We start from the raw sequence: 19,392 nt of genomic DNA, 5'->3' as shown, positions 1-19,392 counted from the left end.
AAATTCTGTAAATTCTTTCCGGACAGGCCTTACTGGTCGAACCAGTGCTCGCGCGCCTTCATGATGACGGCGCGGGCGGTCTCGGCCTCCATGCCGGTCATGTCCACCAGATCGTCCACGGCCAAATCGGCCAGATCGTCGCGGGTGATCACGCCGCCTTCGGCCAGCTTGCGAACCAGCTCGGCGTCCAGGCCCTCGATATCGCGCAGGCCATCGGAAACGCTTTCCACCTTTTCTTCGGACGCAATAGCCTGTGTCAAAAGAGCGTCACGCGCGCGGATGCGCAGATCGTTGACCAGCTCCTCATCAAACCCTTCAATCTCCAGCATCTCCGCAATCGGCACATACGCCACTTCTTCCAAAGCGGCAAAGCCTTCTTGCACCAGTACGGCGGCGACGTCTTCGCTCACGCCCAGGGCGCTCACGAACAGATCACGCACGGCGGCGTCTTCCGCCTGATGCTTTTCTTCAGCCTCGGCAACGGTCATGATGTTGAGGTACCAGCCGGTCAACTCGGCGGCCAGCTTGACGTTCTGGCCGCTGCGGCCGATGGCCAGCGCCAGTTGCTCCTCCTCCACCACCACGTCCATGCTGTGGTTGTCTTCGTCCACCATGATGCGGCTGACTTCAGCCGGCGACAGCGCGTTGATCACGAACTGAGCCGGTTCCGGCGCCCACAGCACAATGTCGATGCGCTCGCCGCCCAGCTCCTGGCTGACCGACTGAACGCGGGAACCGCGCATGCCGATGCAGGTGCCCTGCGGATCGATGCGCGCGTCGTTGGCCTTGACGGCGATCTTGGCGCGCATGCCGGCGTCGCGCACGGCGGCCTTGATCTCCAGCAGGCCTTCGTCGATTTCCGGCACTTCCAGCTCGAACAGCTTGGTCAGGAAATCCGGAGAGGTGCGCGACAGCACCAGCTGCGGGCCGCGACCCAGACGATCGATGCGCAACAGGAAAGCCTTGACGCGGTCGCCCACGCGCAGGTTTTCCTTGGGGATCATCTGATCGCGCGGCAGCACCGCTTCCAGCTTGCCGCATTCCACGATGGCGTTGCCGCGCTCGATGCGTTTGATGGTGCCGGTCACCAGGTGCTCGCGGCGCTGCAGGAACTCGTTCAGCAGCTGCTCGCGCTCAGCGTCGCGAATGCGTTGCAGGATCACTTGCTTGGCGGTTTGCGCGCCGATGCGGCCAAACTCCACCGCCTCCATCGGCTCCTCGATGAACGCGCCCACTTCAATGCGCGGATCGCGCTCGCGCGCGTCGATTACGCCGATTTCCTTGCTTTCCGATTCCAGCAGTTCGTCTTCCACCACCAACCAGCGGCGGAAGGTCTGATATTGACCGCTGTGGCGGTCGATTTCGACGCGCACGTCCATCTCGTCATCGGTAAACTTTTTCTTGGTTGCCGAGGCAAGCGCCATCTCAAGGGCGGAGAACACCACATCCTTGCTGACATTCTTTTCGCTCGCCAGGGCATCCACCAGCAACAAAATCTCGCGACTCATTCATTCCTCTCCGATTTTTGTCCTTTTGCGTGGCTTATGGCCGTCCAGACATCAAAACTCAGGCTCCAGCCTGGCCTTGTCGATATTGGCAAACGGAATCGCCACGATGCGGCCATCCACATCCAGCTTCACAGAGTCTTCCTCGACCCCGGCAAGACGACCGGTAAATTTCTTCTGCTGCTCGATCGGCATGCGCGTCTTGATCTTGGCAAGCTTACCGGCGAAGCGGACGAAATCAGCCTCTTTCTTCAGCGGACGGTCCAAGCCCGGCGAAGACACTTCGAGTCGCTCGTAGTCGATGTTCTCGACCATGAAAAGGCGGGTGAAGTGATTGCTCACCTGGACGCAATCTTCCACGGTGATGCCACCCGGCTTGTCGATAAAAACGCGAAAACCGCCCCCTGGGGTCATTTCGAAATCGACCAACTCGTAGCCCAGACCCGGCAGGGTGTTTTCCAGCAGCAAACGAACATCCATTGCTTTTTCCACAAATAAAAAATGGGCGAAACGCCCATCCCTAACCGACGCGATTGTAACCTATTCCATTGAAAAAGAAAACCGGCGAACCGCCCGCCTCCAACGGGACCGGACGGCTGTTTGCGCCGGACTTCTTTGCGAGCGGTTCCAGTTACGGTACATTACCGGGCACTCAAACAGCAGTTTGACGTCATGAGCGGCCAAGCCGCCGCGACATAACAAATATATAGTCACCAAATAGGTACGACGCCCGCCGGCGCGCGATACGCTGGCGCGACTCTCGTTAACCAGCACGATGGAGAAACCGGGATTTATGGAAAAGGTGTGGCTCAAAAACTACCAGCCGGGCGTAGCTCACGAAATCGACATCAACCAGTTTCAATCCGTGGTCGAAGTCTTCGACCGCAGCGTCAAGAAATTCCATGACCGCCCCGCCCTGGCCTGCATGGGCAAAGAACTCAGCTACCGCGAGATGGACCAGCTCTCCGGCCAGTTCGCCTCCTATCTGCAGCATGAGCTGAAGCTCCAGAAGGGCGACCGCGTGGCGGTGATGATGCCCAATCTGCTGCAATATCCGGTCGCGGTGTTCGGCACCTTGCGCGCCGGCGGCACCGTGGTCAACGTCAATCCGCTGTACACCCCGCGTGAGCTGGAGCATCAGCTGAAGGACTCCGGCGCGGAAACCATCGTGATCCTGGAGAACTTCGCCAGCGTGCTGGAGCAGGTGCTGCCGCGCACCCAGGTCAAGCACGTGATCGTGGCCTCCATCGGCGAGATGCTGGGCTTCGCCAAGGGCATGCTGGTCAACTTCGTGGTGCGCAAGGTCAAGAAGATGGTGCCGCCGTGGCGCCTGCCCGGCCATGTCCGCTTCAGCGACGTTCTGTCCCGCGGCGCGCGCGCGCCCTACCGGCCGGTGGAGCTGGGCCACGACGACATCGCCTTCCTGCAATACACCGGCGGCACCACCGGCGTCTCCAAGGGCGCGATGCTGGTTCACCGCAATATCGTCGCCAATATGCTGCAAGCCGGCGAGTGGGTGAAGCCGGTGATCCGCCCGGGGCAGGAAATCATCGTCACCGCGCTGCCGCTCTATCACATCTTCTCCTTGACCGCGAATCTGATGGTGTTCACCGAAGTGGGGGCGCTCAACATCCTGATCACCAATCCGCGCGACATCCCCGGCTTCATCAAGGAAATGGGCAAGTACCCGATCACCTGCATGACCGGGGTCAACACCCTGTTCAACGCGCTGCTGAACAATCCGGAATTCGCCAAGCTCGACTTCTCCACCTGGCGCCTGGCGCTGGGCGGCGGCATGGCGGTGCAAAAAGCGGTGGCGGACAAGTGGAAGCAAGTGACCGGCGTCACCCTGGTGGAAGCCTACGGCCTGACCGAGGCCAGCCCGGCCGTGTGCATGAACCCGCTGGATCTCGCCGCCTACAACGGCACCATCGGCGTGCCGGTGCCCTCCACCGAGATGCAGCTGCGCGGCCCCGAGGGCGAGGAAGTGGCCCCCGGCGAGCAGGGCGAGCTGTGCATCCGCGGCCCTCAGGTGATGAAAGGCTATTGGAACCGCCCGGACGAAACCGCCAAGGTGCTGAGCCCGGACGGCTTCCTCGCCACCGGCGACATGGCCATGCTGACGCCGGACGGCTTCGTCAAACTGGTGGACCGCAAGAAGGACATGATCCTGGTGTCCGGCTTCAACGTTTACCCCAACGAGATCGAAGACGTGGTAGCCGGCCACGCCGGCGTGCTGGAAGTGGCCTGCATCGGCGTGCCGGACGACAAGTCCGGCGAGGTGGTCAAGGTCTTCGTGGTGCGCAAAGACCGCGCGCTGACGGAAAAAGACATCATCCAGCACTGCCGCGACAATCTGACCGGCTACAAGGTGCCCAAGCTGGTGGAATTCCGCGACGAGCTGCCCAAGACCAATGTCGGCAAGATTCTGCGCCGCGCGCTGCGCGACGAGAACAGCGGCGCCAAACCCGCCTGATCCATGCGGACGCCATGAAATCGCCGCCGCCCGCGCTGTCGGGCGGCGTTTTTTTTGGGCGCGGGCCGGCTACACTTTAAAAGAACCGTTCCATTGATAAACCTTGCCGCTTCGGGTGCACAATTATGTTGATGCTGCCGTTTTTCAAATTGATGGCCGAACGCCGCGCCAGCGATCTGTTCTTCACCAGCTTCTCCCCGCCGATGATCAAGCAGAACGGCGAGCTGCTGCCGATGAACGAAAAACCGCTGACCGCGGACATGGTCAAACAGCTGGCCTACAGCCTGATGAGCGAAGAGGAAATCGGCGTCTTCGAACAGGAACGCGAAATGAACCTGGGCCACCCGGTGCCCGGCCTCGGCAGTTTCCGCATCAATATCTTCTGGCAACGCGGCTCGGTGGGCATGGTGGTGCGCTACATCCTGCCCAATATTCCGTCGCTGGAGCATTTGCAGCTGCCGCCGGTGCTCAGCGAACTGATCAAGCTCAAGCGCGGCCTGATCCTGGTGGTCGGCTCCACCGGTTCCGGCAAAAGCTCCACCGTGGCGGCCATGCTGCAAACCCGCAATCAGAGCATGAGCGGCCACATCCTCACCGTGGAGGACCCGATCGAATTCCTGTTCCGCCACGACAAGTCCATCGTCAACCAGCGCGAAGTAGGCTTCGACACCCTCTCCTACGCCCGCGCGCTGAAAAACGCGATGCGCGAGGCGCCGGACGTGCTGATGATAGGCGAGATCCGCGACCCGGAAACCCTGACCCAGGCGGTGACCTACGCCCAGTCCGGCCATCTGTGCATCTCCACGCTGCACGGCAACAACAGCTATCACATGCTGAGCCGGGTCATCAATTTCTTCCCGGCGGAAAGCCGCGCCGCCTTGCTGATGGACCTGTCCTCCGCGCTGAAGGCGGTGGTTTCGCAACGGCTGATCCCCACGGTGGACGGCGCCCGGGTGCCAGCGATCGAAATCCTGATCAACACCGCGCGCATTTCGGAGTTGATCCGAAACGGAGAGATAGACAAAATCAAGGAAGCCATCGAAAGCAGCATGAGCGATGGCTCGCAAACCTTCGAACAGGCGTTGTACCGGCTCTACAGCACGGGGCGCATCAGCCTGGACGAGGCCCTGAGAAACGCCGACTCGCCCACCAACTTGTACTGGTTGATCAATCAGAGCAAGGAAAAAGCGGCGAGCGGCGACGATAAGCAAGCCGGCGGCGAGCCGCCAAGCTTCGACAGCATCAAACTGGACCTGTAAACCCACCCATGATTACTCTTTACGGCATACCCAATTGCAGCACCGTCAAAAAAGCGCGCCAATGGCTGAGCGACAACGGCCTCGACTACCACTTCCATGATTTCAAGAAACAAGGCGCGGACGCCGCCAGCCTGGAGCGCTGGGCCGCCGCGGTCGGCCTCGCCAAGCTGATCAACCGCCAGGGCACCACCTGGCGCGCGCTGCCGGACGAGGTCAAGGCCGGCGCCGAGCAACTGCCGGCCGCGCTGGCCTTGATGCAGGCCAATCCCTCGGTGATCAAGCGCCCGGTGCTGGACGCCGGCGGCAAGATCAGCGTCGGCTTCGTCGAAGCCGACTGGGCGGAGCGCCTGCTGAAATGAGCGCAACCTTAGAATTGGCGCGGCAGCTGATCCGGCTGGATTCGGTCACCCCGCGCGACCAGGGCTGCCAGGAATTGATGATCGCCCGCTTGGAAGCCATAGGCTTTCGCGTGGAGCGCATGCGTTTCGGCGAGGTCGACAACTTCTGGGCCCGCCGCGGCGACGCAGCTCCGCTGGTCTGCTTCGCCGGCCACACCGACGTGGTGCCAACCGGCCCGCTGGAGCAATGGGACAGCCCGCCCTTCGAACCCACCATCCGCAACGGCCTGCTCTACGGCCGCGGCGCCGCCGACATGAAAGCTTCGCTGGCCGCCTTCGTCACCGCCTGCGAAGATTTCGTCGCCCGCCATCCCGGACACCCCGGCTCCATCGCCCTCCTGATCACCTCGGACGAGGAAGGCGTGGCGGTGGACGGCAGCGTCAAGGTGGTGGACGCGCTGGAGGCGCGCGGCGAAACCATAGATTATTGCATCGTCGGCGAGCCCACCTCGGACCAGGCGCTGGGCGACACCATCAAGAACGGCCGCCGCGGCTCGCTGTCCGGCCATTTGATCGTGCACGGCATCCAGGGCCACATCGCCTATCCGCACCTGGCCAAGAACCCGGTTCACCTGATGGCGCCGACGCTGGCCGAACTGGCGGAGACGCGCTGGGACGAGGGCAACGCCTTTTTCCCGCCCACCAGCTGGCAGGTGTCCAACATCCACGCGGGCACCGGCGCCAGCAACATCATCCCCGGCCATTGCGACATCCGCTTCAACTTCCGCTTCTCGCCGGAGAGCAGCGCGGAATCGCTGAAGGAACGCGTCTGCGCCATTCTGGACCGCCACGGCCTGGGCTATGAGTTGCACTGGCAATTGTCCGGCCAGCCTTTCCTGACGCAGCCGGGCCAGCTCACCGAGGCGCTTGGCCTCGCCATCGCCGACGCCACCGGCCGCCGGGCCGAGCTCTCCACCACCGGCGGCACCTCCGACGGCCGCTTCATCAAGCGCATCGCGCGCGAGCTGGTGGAGTTCGGCCCGGTCAACGCCACCATCCACAAGCTGAACGAGTGCGTAGAGGCGGCCGATGTCGAACCCTTGTCCGCCATCTATCGCCACACGCTGGAACTGCTGCTGAACACTGACTAAGCCGAATTCCGGCTATGCTGAAACCGGTTGCGCCTGGCGCGGCCGGTTTTTTTGCTTTGCGGCGCGCCGCCGTGGCGCGGCGTCGACGCTTCTCGTCTCCCGCCTGAATGCGGCGGCCTCCAGCGAAAGGTATGATCCGAACCATGGAAGTCGAAATCGCAAAAATATTCATCGCGCTGCTGGTGCTGGTCAATCCGCTGGGCGCCATTCCCATCTTCATCAGCCTGACGCCCACCTCCAATCAGCTGGAGCGCAAGAAGATCGCCAAGACCACGGCCATCGCCGTGGCCATCGTGCTCTGCCTGTTCGCCGTCGTCGGCGAGACCCTGCTGCGCTTTCTCGGCATCAGCGTCGGCTCTTTCCAGGTGGGCGGCGGCCTGTTGGTGATGCTGATCGCCATCGCGCTGATGAACGCCAAACCGGGACCGACCAAGACCACCAAGGTGGAGCGCGAGGAAGCGGAAACCAAGACCAATATCGCCGTGGTGCCGCTGGCCATCCCGCTGATGACCGGGCCGGGCACCATCTCCACCGTGATCATCTATGCGACGACGGCCTCGTCGTGGGTACAGGTGGTTTACCTTTTGGTAAGCAGTTTGCTGGTGGCCATCACCTGCTACGGCGCGCTGGTGCTGGCCTCGCCCTTGTCCCGCCTGCTGGGGCAGACCGGCATCAACATCGTCAACCGGGTGATGGGCATGCTGCTGGCGGCGGTGTCGGTGGAAATCATCGTGGATGGGATTTACCGGCTTTTTCCGCAGCTTGCACGATAAAATCCCAAAAAACCCACAAACTCGGCAGGATTATTGTGCCGAGGCGATCAGCACAGCGCCTGGCGTTCAATACCAGACAAAGCGGGGCAAGACCCGGGCTCCGCCCGTTCGCCGCATGGAAAACCCCTTGTTTTTACTTGGGGTTTTCCATGTCCTCGCTCAAGCCCAAGCCTGCATCTGTATATAGACAGACGGCGCTGTATACACATTTTCAAAGACAACTGTTCATTGTTTGTACCGATCCCAAGCAGTACTAATAAGGGGTTTTCATCCAATGGTCATTTTGCCATGTCTAGCCAGCAAGCCGTCCCCATCAAAATCTATCCGCGCCTGACCACCGGCCGCTTCAACAACGTTCGGGTGTTCATGGTTCTCGCTACCCAACTGGCGTTCTTCGGCCTGCCCTGGTTGCAGTGGAACGGCAGGCAGGCTGTGCATCTGGATCTGGAACAACATCGCTTCCTGATCTTCGGCCTCACCTTCTGGCCGCAGGACTTCATCTTTTTCGCCGCCTTGCTGGTGATCTGCGCGCTGGGCCTGTTCCTGTGGACCGCGTTGGCCGGCCGGCTCTGGTGCGGTTACAGCTGTCCGCAGACAGTCTACACCCAGATCATGTTGTGGATAGAACGGCTGACCCTGGGCGATCACAACGCCCGCCGCAAACTGGACGCGGCGCCGATGAGCGTGAACAAGTTCACGCGCAAGACGCTGTCGCACGGGCTGATGGGCTTGTTCTCGCTGATCACCGGCTTCACCCTGGTCGGCTACTTCACCCCGGTGCGCGAGCTGGCCGCCGCCGCGCCCAGCCTGGCCTACGGCCCGTGGGAAAGCTTCTGGATCCTGTTCTACGGCGGTTTCACCTGGCTGCTGGCCGGCGTGCTGCGCGAGAAGGTCTGTCTGCACATGTGCCCGTACGCGCGCTTCCAGGGCGCGATGTTCGACAACGACACCCTGATCATCTCCTACGACAACCGCCGCGGCGAACCGCGCGGCAAGAGCAAGCAGGCGGCCGACAAGGCGCGCGGCAGCTGCATCGATTGCGGCATCTGCGTCCAGGTCTGCCCCACCGGCATCGACATCCGCAACGGCCTGCAATACGAGTGCATAGGCTGCGCCGCCTGTATCGACGCCTGCGATCAGGTAATGGACAAGATCCATGCGCCGCGCGGGCTGATCAGCTACACCAGCGCCGCCGCGCTGGAAGCCGCCGGCAAGCCGGAACGCCCCAGCAGCAGCCATCGCCCGCGGGTCATCGTCTACTCCAGCCTGCTGGCCGGCATCATCGCCCTGTCCACCACCGCGCTGATTCTGAAAAAACCGTTCAAGGTGGACGTGCTGCGCGACCGCGCGGTCCTGGTGCGCGCCACCGACGACGGTCTGCTGGAAAACAGCTATAACCTGAAGCTGATCAACACCAGCGAACAGGCGCAGCGCTTCAAGATCCAGGTGGAAGGCCTGCCCAGCCTGAGGCTGGACAAGCCGGGCCAGGTGGTCGAAGTCGCGCCCACCCGCACCGAGACCGTCACCGTGCGAGTGCAGGCCGAGCCCGAGCACGCCACCCGCGGCGCGCACGACATCTACTTCGTGGTCAGCTCGCTGAGCCATGACGGTAGTATGATCAGGGAAAAATCCAGCTTCATCGGCGAATGAATCTAGGACCCGCCGATGTTTTTCAGCGCCAAGCAAACGTCGGCGGCCCTAGGCAGTCCATCAGGAGTCATGCCGCGGCGCAACGCCGCCGCGGCTCAACCGCCAGGAATACAATGAGCAAGACCAGTCAACTGAGCCAGCGCTTTCGCCATGCCATCGAGCAAGGCCATCTGCGCCCCGGCGATCGCATGCCTTCGCTGCGCAAGCTATGCCTGGACCACAAGGTCAGCATCACCACCGCCCAACGCGCTTACGCCGAGCTGGAGAAACAAGGCCTGATCGAGTCCCTGCCCCGCTCCGGTTTCCGGGTGCTGGGCCTGTCTTCGCTGTCGCTGCGCCAATCGCCGCCGCTGCCGGACCACCCGGGCGAGTTCCGCGCCGAGCACCTGACCATGGCGCTGCCCATGCCCTGGGGCTGCCCGTTCATGAACCCGGTGTTGATCAACACCACGCCGCTGACCCGCGCGCTGACCCGCGCGCTCAGCGATTACCGCTACGCCTTGTCCAGCACCGACAGCGAGGGCTACGAGGGGCTGCGCCGAGAACTGGCGCTGCGCTATCTCGCCCAGGGCGTGGAGCTGGACGGCGAGGAAATGCTGATCACCTGCGGCGGCATGGAGGCGCTGAACCTGGCGATCCGCTCGGTGGCCCGCCTCAGCGGCAGCGACTGCATGCTGGTGATCACCCCGGCTTTCCCGCCCATCTTCGAACAACTGGAACACCTGGAACTGCGCGCCGTCGGCTTCAACTGTCCGCCGGGGCAGCCGCTGGACCTGGAGCGGCTGGAAGCGCTGCTGATCCAGCACCAGCCGGCCGGCATCATCGCCATGCCCAATTTCCAGCACCCCACCGGCCAGGTGATGAGCGATTCGCAAAAAGCCGCGCTGCTGGCACTGGCGGAACGCCACCGCGTGCCCATCATCGAGGACGACACCTATCGCGAGCTGTACTTCGGCGAAGGCGCGCCCTTGCCGCTCAAGGCTTTCGATCAGCGCGGCAGCGTGCTGCACTGTTCCTCCTTCAGCAAATCGCTGGCCCCCGGCTATCGCGTGGGCTGGATCGCCGCCGGACGCTTCCGCGACAGCATTCTGGGCCTCAAGCTGTGCAGCTCGCTGGCCACCCCGCTGCCCAGCCAGATGGCGCTGGCGCGCTTGCTGGCCGGCGGCCATCACGAGGACATGCTCAGCCTGTTGCGCCAGCGTCTGCAAAACAATCTGGCCGCGCTGCAACAGCAGATCTCCGCCCACTTCCCGGCCGACTGCCGGATGGCCCGGCCGCAGGGCGGCTACTTCCTGTGGGTGGAGCTGCCGCCCGGCGTCGACTGCCGCCGCCTGCTGCCGATGGCGATGCAACAGGGGCTGCACTTCGCGCCGTCCCAGATGTTCCACACCCCGGGACAGGACACCGGCAACGCGATGCGCTTGAACTTCAGCTTCTTCGATCCGCTGCAACACCGCTCCGGCGTCCCCCTGCTGGCCGAGCTGCTCAGCCCGGCCAACGTCCGCTGAGCCTCAGATCCACTCATCCGCCAGCTTGACCCGCTTGCGCTGCCCCAGCAGGGGCAGCAGCAAGACGGCGGACAGCATGGTGGTCACGGACAAGGCCAGGAAAAACCCGTCCCAGCCCCAGGCGTCGGTCACCTTGGCCAGCGGGTAGCCGGACAGCGCCGCCCCCAGATAGCCGAACACGCCGACGAAACCGGTGGCCGCGCCCGCCGACTCCTTGTGCGCGGCCTCGGCCGCCGCCATGCCTATCAGCATCTGCGGGCCGAAAATAAAGAAACCGATGAAGAAGAAACTGCCGGCGATCAACAGGTAGTGATCCACCCGCAAGGTCCACAGCAGTAGCACCGACAGCAGGATGCCCAGGGTGAAGATGATATTCATCGGCACCCGGTTGCCGCGGAAAAAACGGTCCGAGCCCCAGCCGGCGACGATGGTGCCGATGAAGCCGCCCACCTCCAGCCAGAAAATCGCCGAGTTGGCCTTCAGCAACGCGTAACCGTGCTGCTCCTGCAGAAATTTGTTGCCCCAATCGTTGATGCCGATGCGCACCACATAGACGAATAGATAAGACGCGGCCAGCAGCCAGATGAAGCGGTTGCCGAACACATAACGCCGCAATACCTGCCACATCGGCAGCTTGGCGCTATTCCTCTCCTGCTCCAGCTCCAGTTCGTCCCGCCGCCAGGCCCCCACCGTCGGCAGACCCATGGACGCCGGCCGATCGCGCAGGCGGACGCACAGCAACAGGCCGACGGCGATGCCGATCACCCCCGGCACGATCATGCCGTAGCGCCAGCCGTAGGCCATCGCCAAGGCGCCCGCCAGCAAGGGAATCAGCGCGCCGCCGACATTGTGCGAGGTATTGCAGATCGCCCACCAGAAACCGCGCTCGTTGCGCGAGTACCAGGCCGTCATCAACTTGGCGCACGGCGGCCAGCCCCAGCCCTGGAAGAAGGCGTTCAGCGTCCACAGCGCGGTGAAGGCCAGCAAGCTGCTGCTGAAGCCGAACAGGATGTTGATGACGCCGGTGGCGATCAGGCCCAGGCCCATGAAGTAACGCGGATTGGCGAAGTCGCTCATCATGCCGGACACGAAGCGCGACACGCCGTAGACGATGTAGAACATCGACAGGATGGCGCCGCCGGCGGCCCGCTCCCAGCCCAGATCGTCCAGCATCGCCGGCAGGATGGAATTGAAACTGCGGCGGGTGAAATAGTAGACGGCGTAGCCGGCGTACAAGCCCAACATGATGTGGAGGCGCCAATGGCGGTAGCTGGCGTTGATTTCCTCCTGGTTCTTGTCCACCGGCGCCTCCGGCTGCGCACGCAGCCAGCTCAGCCATGTTCTCAGCGACATGTGCGTTCTCCTCTGTCCGCGCCGCCGCGACGGCGGCGCCGTTGTGACCGGCGCGTCTTTGCGCGCCTTGCCTCAAGCCAGCCGCTGAATCAGCTCCAGCGCCTCGCGGTGGCGGGCCGGATCGCCGGCCGCCACTACCCGGCTGCCGCTGTCCAGCGTGATCGCCCGGCCCTCCCAATCGCTGATCACGCCGCCGGCGCCCTCGATCACCGGCCGCATCGCCGCGTAGTCGTAGAGCTTGAGGCCGGCGTCCAGCGCCAGGTCGGTGCGGCCGGAAGCCAGCAGGCCGTAGCTGCGGCAAGCGCCGCCGTAGACCCGCCAGCCCGTGCGCTCGCAAAAGCCCTGCCATACCGGCCTTTCTTCCGGCAGGAAAAAATCCGGGCTGCTGACCGAGACGAAGGCCCGCTCCAGGCTGGCGCAGGCTCGGGTCCGGCATTCGCGGCCGCCGTCGCGCTTGAACAACAAGGTGGGCAGGCCGCGGCGGCCTATCCAGCAGTCGTCGGTGGCCGGCTGATCGATCACGCCCAGCACCGGCACGCCCTGATGCAAGAGCGCGATCAGGCTGCCGTAGACCGGCATGCCGGCCATGAAGGAGGCGGTGCCGTCGATGGGGTCCAACACCCACAGCCATTCCGCGTCCCGCTCCCTGGCGCCGAACTCCTCGCCCAGCACGCCGTGGTCCGGATAACGCCGCAGGATGCGCTCGCGCAGCTTTTGCTCAATCTCCAGATCCAGTTGAGTCACCAGAGTGCGGTCCGGCTTGAACTGCGAACTCCAGTCGGTACGGGAAGCCAGCAAGCCGCGGCTGTCCGCCACCAGCTCCCGCGCGAATGACAGCCATTCATCCAATTGTCCTTGGGCATACCGCCTCATCCCACCCTCCTTTCACTGCCTCACTGCATCACCGCCCGTGTCGTCCACTGGCCGTTCTTGACTTCGGAAATCGTCACCGCCGCCTTGTTGAGATCGCCCTTGGCGTCAAAGGAAAAATCGGTGCTGACTCCGGCGTAGCTGAGCTTGGCCAATACCGGCATGAAACGCGCCGGTTCCACCGAACCCGCCTGCTGCATGGCGGCCGCCACCATCATCATGCCGTCGTAGAACTGCGGCCCCAGCCTCACCACATCCTGCTTGAAACGCGCCTGATAGCGCTGGCGGAAGGCTTTGCCCGCCGGCCTGTCGTTCAACTGGCCGCCGGGAATGCCGGCGAAGTGGCCGCCGGCGCTGTCGCCGGCCAGGCTGAGGAAGGTGGGCGTTTGCAGCATGTCGCCGCCCAGCAGGCGCGCGTCCAGACCCAGCCGCTTCATCTGCTTGGCCATGGGCGCGGCCTGGGCGTCGGCGCCGCCATAGAAGATCACCTGCGGCCGCAGCGGCTTGACCGCGGTCAGGATGGCGGAAAAATCGCTGGCCTTGTCGTTGGTGTACTCGCGGCGGGCGATCTTGCCGCCGCTGGCCTGCACCGCCTTGGCGAACTCGTCGGCGATGCCCTGGCCGTAGGCGGTGCGGTCGTCTATCACCACAATGCTGCTCGCCTTCAGCGTCTGCACCGCGAAGCGGCCCAACGCGGCGCCCACCTGGCTGTCGCTGCCCACCAGCCGGAAGGCGGTGCGGTAGCCCTGCCGGGTATAGGCCGGGTTGGTGGACACCGATAGCTGCGGAATGCCGGCGGCGGCGTAAAGACGCGCAGCCGGAATCGACACTCCGGAATTGAAATGGCCGAGCACCGCCTTGACGCCGGAGTCGACGAAGCGTTGCGCCACCTGGGTGCCGATGCGCGGATCGGCCTGGTCGTCCTCCGCCAGCAACTGGAAGCGCACCGGCTGGCCGCCTATCTGCGGCTTGCGCGCGTTCAATTCGTCCACCGCCAGCCGCGCGGCGTTTTCATTGTCCTTGCCGTAATGGGCTTGCGGGCCGGACAAGGGCGAGGCGAAGCCTATCTTGACCAGGGTTTCGGCGGCCGCCGGCCAGGCGCCGATCAGCAGCGCGGCGCCGGCGAGCGCCGCCCGCAGGGGGAAAATGGTTTTCATCTCGTCTCTCCTTTGTTTTGGATGGGTGCTGCGCAAAACGCCCGGCGCCGCGCCGGCGGCGCCGGGCCTCAAGCTAGTTCACGTACCAGATGGTCTTGGTCTGCTGGTATTGCTCCAGCGCCTCAAGGCCTTTGTCGCGCCCGCCGAAGCCGGATTGTTTGAAGCCGCCGAAGGGCGTGGTGATGTCGCCCTCGGAGAAGCCGTTGACCGACACCGTGCCGGCACGCAAGGCGGCGGCCACGCGCTGCGCGCGCCTGACGTCGCGGGTGTACAGCGAGGCGGCCAGGCCGTAGACGCTGTCGTTGGCCAGGCGCACCGCCTCTTCCTCGCTGTCGAAGGTGCTCACCGCCAGGATCGGGCCGAAGATTTCCTCCTGGAAGACGCGCATCTTGGCGTCGACCTGGTCGAAAATGGTGGGTTCGATATACCAGCCGCTGCCCAGCTCGGCGTGGATGCGGCCGCCGTGCACCAGCCGCGCGCCCTCGGCCTTGGCCGCGTCCAGATAGGCTTTCACCCGCTCGAAGTGGGCTTGTTCCACCAGCGGCCCCACCTGCACCGTCGGGTCGGTGGGCAGGCCCAGCTTCCAGCCGGCCAGCCGCCGCTTGAGCTTCTCCAGCAAGGCGTCCTTGACGCTGGCGGCGACGATCAAGCGCGAGCCGCAGCTGCAGTTCTCGCTCATATTCCAGAAGGCCGCGGCCAACACGTCGTCGACGATCTCGTCCAGCTCGGCGTCCTCGAACACCAGCTGCGGACTCTTGCCGCCCAGCTCCAGCACCACTTCCTTCAGATTGCTCTCGGCGGAATACTGCAGGAACAAACGCCCCACTTCGGTGGAGCCGGTGAAGGACACCATGTCCACGTCCGGATGCCGGCCCAACGCCTCGCCCACCGACTGGCCGGAGCCGGTGACCAGGGTCAGCGCCGCGGCGGGAATGCCGGCCTGATGCGCCAGCTGGGTGATGCGATAGGCGCTGAGCGAGGTCTGCTTGGCCGGCTTCACCACCACCGAGTTGCCGGCGGCCAGCGCCGGCGCCACTTTCCACGCGTACATCTGCGCCGGGAAGTTCCACGGCAGCACCGCGCCCACCACGCCTATCGGCTCCTTGACGATGAAGCCCAGCGCCTCCGGCCCGGTGGGCGCCACCTTGCCGTAGCACTTGTCTATCGCCTCCGCGTACCAGCCGAAGGTGTCCAGCGTGGCCGGCAGATCGGTGTTCAGACATTCGGTGATGGGTTTGCCGGCGTCGATGCAGTCCAGCGCCGCCAACTCCTCGACGTGTTCTTGCAATAGCGCCACCCAGCGCTGCATCGTCTGCTTGCGCTCGGCCGGCGGCCGGCGCGACCATTCGCCGGACTCGAAGCCGGCGCGCGCCGCCGCCACCGCGGCGTCGACGTCGGCGGCGTCGCCGGCGGCGACATGGCCGATCAGGCTGTTGTCCATCGGCGTCCGATTGTCCAGCCGCGCGCCCTTGCCCTCATGGCCGGGGATCAGCAGGCCGGCCCATAATTGCCCGGCGCGGGCCTGCTCGAATACCGTTTCCTTGCTTAATGGCATCTCAGTCTCCTGTTAACGATCGAACGCGGCCAGCGCGTCGAGGAAGGCCTTGGCTTCCGCGCCCGGCAAGGGCAACAGCGGCAGGCGCACATCGCCGGCCTCGACGCCGTGGCGACGCACGCCCAGCTTGGCCTTCTGGTTGTAGCCGCCGGATTCCATCGCCTGGATCGCCGGATACATCGCCGCCATCAGCGCGCGCACCCGCGCCCAGTCCTCGACCTTGGCGGCGTTCAGCATCGCCACCTGTTCACCGGGAAAGACGTTGGCCGCGCCGCTGATCCAGCTGCGCACGCCCCAGAACAGAAAATCCGCCGCCTGGTCGTCGCAGCCGCAGATCACCTCGAAATCCGGCAAGTTCGCCTGGATCAGCGCCAGCGCGCGGCTGAAATCGCCGCTGCTTTCCTTGATGCCGACGATATTGGGCTCGCGGCTCAGCTCCGCCACGCTGTCGATGTCGATGCCGACCCCGGCGCGCGCCGGGAAGTTGTAGAGAATGATGGGCAGCGCGCTGGCGGCGGCCACCGCCTTGAAATGGGCGACGATGCCGGCCTGGTCCGGCAGGCTGTAGGCCGGCGGCGCCAGCATCAGCGCCTCGTAGCCCAGCTCCGCCGCCTGGCGCGCGCGCGCGATCGCGCCGCGGGTGGACAGGTCGTTGGCGCCGGCGATCAGCCGCAGCCGGCCCTTGCCCGCCTGGGCCACGCACTCCAGCACTTGGCGGCGCTCGCCCTCGTCCAGCGCGTAGTATTCGCCGGTGGTGCCGCAGGCGACGACGCCGGCGACGCCTTGCTCGATGAAACGCTCGATCAGCTGCCGCAGCGCCGCCAGGTCCAGGCGGCCGTCGCGGTCGAACGGCGTGACGATGGGAACCAGAATGCCTTGTTCTTGCATGGGAGTTTCCTTTGTACTTACGGGTGGAAGAAGGTCGCGCGGCTCAAGCCGGCGCGGCGGCGGCGGGCGCGGAGCGGACGCGCCAGATCGCGATGTCGGCGTAGCCGTAGAACACGCTGATGGCGATCACCAGCAGGTGGTACCAGAGAAAGGGCAGATACTGCAGCGTGGACACGCCCAGCGTCGCCGCCATGAACACGCCGCCGTCGCTCCAGGGCACCATGGGCGCGGTCACCGTGCCGCCGGCTTCGACATTGCGCGACAGCACCCGGCGCTCTATGCCCTGCAGATCGTAATTGCGCTCGGTGATGGTGCTGGCGGTGATCAGCGACACATAGGCGGCGCCGCCGAAGAAGTTGCCGAAGAAGCCGCCCAGAATCGTCGAAACGGTCAAACGGCCCGGATTATTGGCCCAGCGCAGGAAGTTGGCGCTGATCACCTCCAGGATGCCGGCGCGCTCCATCAGGCCGCCCAGACCCAGGGCGAACAGGATCAGCGCGATCACGCTGAGCATGGATTCGATGCCGCCGCGGTTGAGCAAGGTGTTGAGAAACTCCACGTCGGACGCGGTGCGGTTGCCGAAGTACGCGGTGCGCACCGCGTCCAGCACGGGCATGTCCTGCGCCCACCAGGCGCAGACGATGCCCATCACCGCCCCCGAGCAGATCACCGGGATGGACGGCAGCCGCATCGTCAACATCGTGATCACCGCCGCCGCCGGCAGCAGCAGCCAGCCGTTGACGGTGAAATGCGAGCCCAAGGCCTGCATCGCCAGATCGGCGCGGCCGGTGTCCAGGCCGGCGTCGACATAGAAGAAACCGACGCCGAGGAACAACAGCGCGGTCAGCAAGGTGGCCGGCACGCTGACCCACATCATCGAGCGGATGTGGTCGATCAGATCCACCTTGCACAGCGAGGCGGTCATCACCGTGGTGTCCGACAGCGGCGACATCTTGTCGCCGACATAGGCGCCGGAAATCACCGCGCCGGCCACCAGCGGCAAAGGCATGCCGAAGCTGTAGCCTATGCCCATCATCGCGATGCCCGCCGTGCCGGCGGTGCCGAAGGAGGTGCCGGTGGCCAGCGAGGTCAGCATGCAGATGATGAAGGCCGCGCACAGAAAGATCTGCGGGCTCATGATGGCCAGGCCGTAGTAGATGATGGCCGGCACCACCCCGCCGGCGATCCAGGTGCCGATCAGCGCGCCCACGGTAATCAGCACCAGCACCGCCACCATGCCGTTGTGGATGCCCTGGATCAGGCCCTGCTGCATATCGTCGTAACTGCGGCCCAGCCAGTTGCCCAGCCCTATCACCAGGAACCAGCTGCTGAACAGCGCCAGCTGGATGGGCAGGTCCAGCACGTTAAGGAATAGAAACATGATGGCGATGAAACCGGCCATCACCGCGACAACCTGGGTTGCGCTCGGCAAGCGCGGCGATCTTTGTTGCATGGCGTTTCTCCTCTGCTCGGGTGGGCGGCCGGCGGCGTCCAGGCTGCCGGCGCGGAGGGGCCGCGGCGCTCAGAACCTGTTTACGGTCTACTGCGCTGCTGCGATACCGCATTGAAAACGACTTCGACATGCTCATGCACCACGGGTACATTCCGCTTCCTCGGCCGTTTTCGCCTTGTCTCGCTCTAACTCGCGAGATCGAAAACATGTTCTAAAAGCGCGCCAGGCGGTAAGGATGCAAATCCAGATCCGGCGGACGCCGCAACACCATGTCGCGCAGCAGCGCGCCGGTGGTGGCGGCCAGCGTCAGGCCCAAATGGCCGTGGCCGAAAGCGAAATACAGGCCCTGGCGATCCGGGGCCGGGCCGATCACCGGCACGGTGTCCGGCAGCGACGGCCGGTTGCCCATCCACAGCGTCATGCCTTCGGTGGAAAAATCGCCGACGATGCGCCGCGCCTTGTCCAGCAGGATCTCGGCGCGCCGCCAGTCCGGCGCCGCGTCGCGGTGGGCCAGTTCCACGGTGCCGGCCAACCGCAGGCCTCCGTCGGCCAGCGGCAGGATCACGAAGCTTTCGCTGGCGCACTGAATGAAATGGCGCAAAGCCACCCCGGCCTTGGGCAGGTTGACGTGATAGCCGCGCTCGCTTTCCAGCGGCACCCGGTAGCGGCACTGCCGGGTGAAGCGATCGCTCCAGATGCCGGCGGTCACCACCACCTGGGCGGCGGCCAGCGTGCGGCCATCGGCGCAGACCACGCCGTCGATCTTGCCCTCGCCTTCGCTCAGGGCCGCCGCCTCCGCTTGCTCGAAGCCGCCGCCAGCGGCGACGAAGGCGTCGAACAGGCCCCGGCAGAACAGATAGGGATCATCGACATGGGACCAGGACGCCACCTTGACCGCGCGCGCCCAGCCATCCAGCAGCGCCGGCTCGCAAGCCTGGGCCGCCGCCTGATCCAGCGCCTGCCAGCCCACGCCGTGCTCGGACTTCCGCCGCCAGGCCGGCAAGGCCCGCTCCAGCTCGGCCGCGTCGCGGTACAAGGTCAGCGCGCCGTGCCGCCGCCACATGCCCTCCAGCCCGGCCAGCTCCACCAGCGGCGCGTAATCGGCGGCGGCCCGGTTCAGCAAAGCCGCCAGCGCGCGGGTCAGGGCAGCCACCCGCGCCGGCCGGCTGGCCAGCGCGAAACGCGCCAGCCACGGCGCCAGCGTCGGCAGATAGCGCCAGCGCACCGCCAGCGGCCCCAGCGGGTCCAGCAGCCAGCCGGGCAGGCGGCGCCAAACGCCGGGCTCGGCCAAGGGAATCACATCGCTGACCGCCAGCGCGCCGGCGTTGCCGTAGCTGGTTTCCCGCGCCGGTTCGCCGCGGTCCAGCAGCAACACCTCCAGCCCGGCTTGCCGCAGTTGCAGCGCCGCGGCGATGCCCACCACGCCGGCGCCGACGACAATGACGCGCGCGCTCAT

16 protein-coding genes are annotated in these 19,392 nt (G+C 65.0%); 7 read left to right on the top strand and 9 right to left on the bottom strand.

From position 1 onward, the window contains the following. Positions 1 to 29: 29 nt before the first annotated feature. The gene (gene nusA / locus JC616_RS07225) at positions 30 to 1,508 is read right to left on the bottom strand and encodes a transcription termination factor NusA (protein ID WP_107799036.1); all 1,479 of its coding nucleotides are present in this window, start codon (positions 1,506 to 1,508) and stop codon (positions 30 to 32) included. A 51-nt stretch (positions 1,509 to 1,559) separates the two neighbouring features. Then, the gene (gene rimP, locus JC616_RS07220) at positions 1,560 to 1,985 is read right to left on the bottom strand and encodes a ribosome maturation factor RimP (protein ID WP_048409119.1); all 426 of its coding nucleotides are present in this window, start codon (positions 1,983 to 1,985) and stop codon (positions 1,560 to 1,562) included. Between the two features lie 313 nt (positions 1,986 to 2,298). Between rimP and JC616_RS07215 the strand changes: the two genes are divergently transcribed. From JC616_RS07215 to JC616_RS07185, 7 genes are all read left to right on the top strand, one after another. Continuing rightward, positions 2,299 to 3,981: a long-chain-fatty-acid--CoA ligase gene (locus tag JC616_RS07215; protein ID WP_227107488.1), complete on the top strand. Its 1,683-nt coding sequence runs from the start codon at positions 2,299 to 2,301 to the stop codon at positions 3,979 to 3,981. A 125-nt stretch (positions 3,982 to 4,106) separates the two neighbouring features. Further along, positions 4,107 to 5,240 (top strand): PilT/PilU family type 4a pilus ATPase, encoded by a 1,134-nt coding sequence (locus JC616_RS07210; protein WP_107799034.1) that lies wholly within the window; start codon positions 4,107 to 4,109, stop codon positions 5,238 to 5,240. A gap of 8 nt (positions 5,241 to 5,248) precedes the next feature. Next, a complete protein-coding gene (locus JC616_RS07205) occupies positions 5,249 to 5,599 on the top strand; it encodes an arsenate reductase (protein WP_107799033.1) in 351 nt (116 codons plus the stop codon). Continuing rightward, complete coding sequence (gene dapE / locus JC616_RS07200) at positions 5,596 to 6,729, top strand: succinyl-diaminopimelate desuccinylase (protein WP_227107486.1); 1,134 nt, start codon at positions 5,596 to 5,598, stop codon at positions 6,727 to 6,729. The genes JC616_RS07205 and dapE overlap by 4 nt, the downstream gene beginning before the upstream one ends. 143 nt (positions 6,730 to 6,872) lie before the next feature. Continuing rightward, positions 6,873 to 7,502, top strand: a complete 630-nt coding sequence (locus JC616_RS07195; protein WP_019103674.1) for a MarC family protein — start codon at positions 6,873 to 6,875, stop codon at positions 7,500 to 7,502. A 288-nt stretch (positions 7,503 to 7,790) separates the two neighbouring features. Next, on the top strand, positions 7,791 to 9,152 hold the full coding sequence (gene ccoG, locus JC616_RS07190) for a cytochrome c oxidase accessory protein CcoG (protein WP_107799031.1): 1,362 nt from the start codon (positions 7,791 to 7,793) through the stop codon (positions 9,150 to 9,152). A gap of 113 nt (positions 9,153 to 9,265) precedes the next feature. After that, entirely contained in the window at positions 9,266 to 10,660 is a 1,395-nt protein-coding gene (locus tag JC616_RS07185; RefSeq protein ID WP_158274263.1) for an aminotransferase-like domain-containing protein, read from the top strand. Positions 10,661 to 10,663: 3 nt separating this feature from the next. Here JC616_RS07185 and uhpC read toward each other — a convergent pair whose 3' ends face one another. From uhpC to JC616_RS07150, 7 genes are all read right to left on the bottom strand, one after another. After that, positions 10,664 to 12,013 (bottom strand): MFS transporter family glucose-6-phosphate receptor UhpC, encoded by a 1,350-nt coding sequence (gene uhpC / locus JC616_RS07180; RefSeq protein WP_227107484.1) that lies wholly within the window; start codon positions 12,011 to 12,013, stop codon positions 10,664 to 10,666. 72 nt (positions 12,014 to 12,085) lie between these two features. Next, positions 12,086 to 12,886, bottom strand: coding sequence for an inositol monophosphatase family protein (locus JC616_RS07175; protein ID WP_227107482.1), 801 nt, complete (start codon positions 12,884 to 12,886; stop codon positions 12,086 to 12,088). Between the two features lie 20 nt (positions 12,887 to 12,906). Beyond that, positions 12,907 to 14,040 carry a branched-chain amino acid ABC transporter substrate-binding protein gene (locus JC616_RS07170; RefSeq protein WP_107799027.1) on the bottom strand — a complete coding sequence of 378 codons (1,134 nt, stop codon included), beginning with the start codon at positions 14,038 to 14,040 and terminating at the stop codon, positions 12,907 to 12,909. Between the two features lie 73 nt (positions 14,041 to 14,113). After that, positions 14,114 to 15,595 (bottom strand): aldehyde dehydrogenase, encoded by a 1,482-nt coding sequence (locus JC616_RS07165; protein WP_227107480.1) that lies wholly within the window; start codon positions 15,593 to 15,595, stop codon positions 14,114 to 14,116. 12 nt (positions 15,596 to 15,607) lie between these two features. Further along, on the bottom strand, positions 15,608 to 16,483 hold the full coding sequence (gene dapA / locus JC616_RS07160) for a 4-hydroxy-tetrahydrodipicolinate synthase (protein WP_107799025.1): 876 nt from the start codon (positions 16,481 to 16,483) through the stop codon (positions 15,608 to 15,610). Between the two features lie 43 nt (positions 16,484 to 16,526). After that, positions 16,527 to 17,936, bottom strand: coding sequence for a Na+/H+ antiporter NhaC (nhaC, locus tag JC616_RS07155; protein WP_107799024.1), 1,410 nt, complete (start codon positions 17,934 to 17,936; stop codon positions 16,527 to 16,529). Between the two features lie 211 nt (positions 17,937 to 18,147). Beyond that, complete coding sequence (locus JC616_RS07150) at positions 18,148 to 19,392, bottom strand: NAD(P)/FAD-dependent oxidoreductase (protein ID WP_107799023.1); 1,245 nt, start codon at positions 19,390 to 19,392, stop codon at positions 18,148 to 18,150.

The organism is Chromobacterium rhizoryzae (assembly GCF_020544465.1).
Taxonomy (GTDB): domain Bacteria; phylum Pseudomonadota; class Gammaproteobacteria; order Burkholderiales; family Chromobacteriaceae; genus Chromobacterium.
Note: the sequence above shows the minus strand (reverse complement) of the source record. Positions and strands in the feature narration are given on the sequence as shown.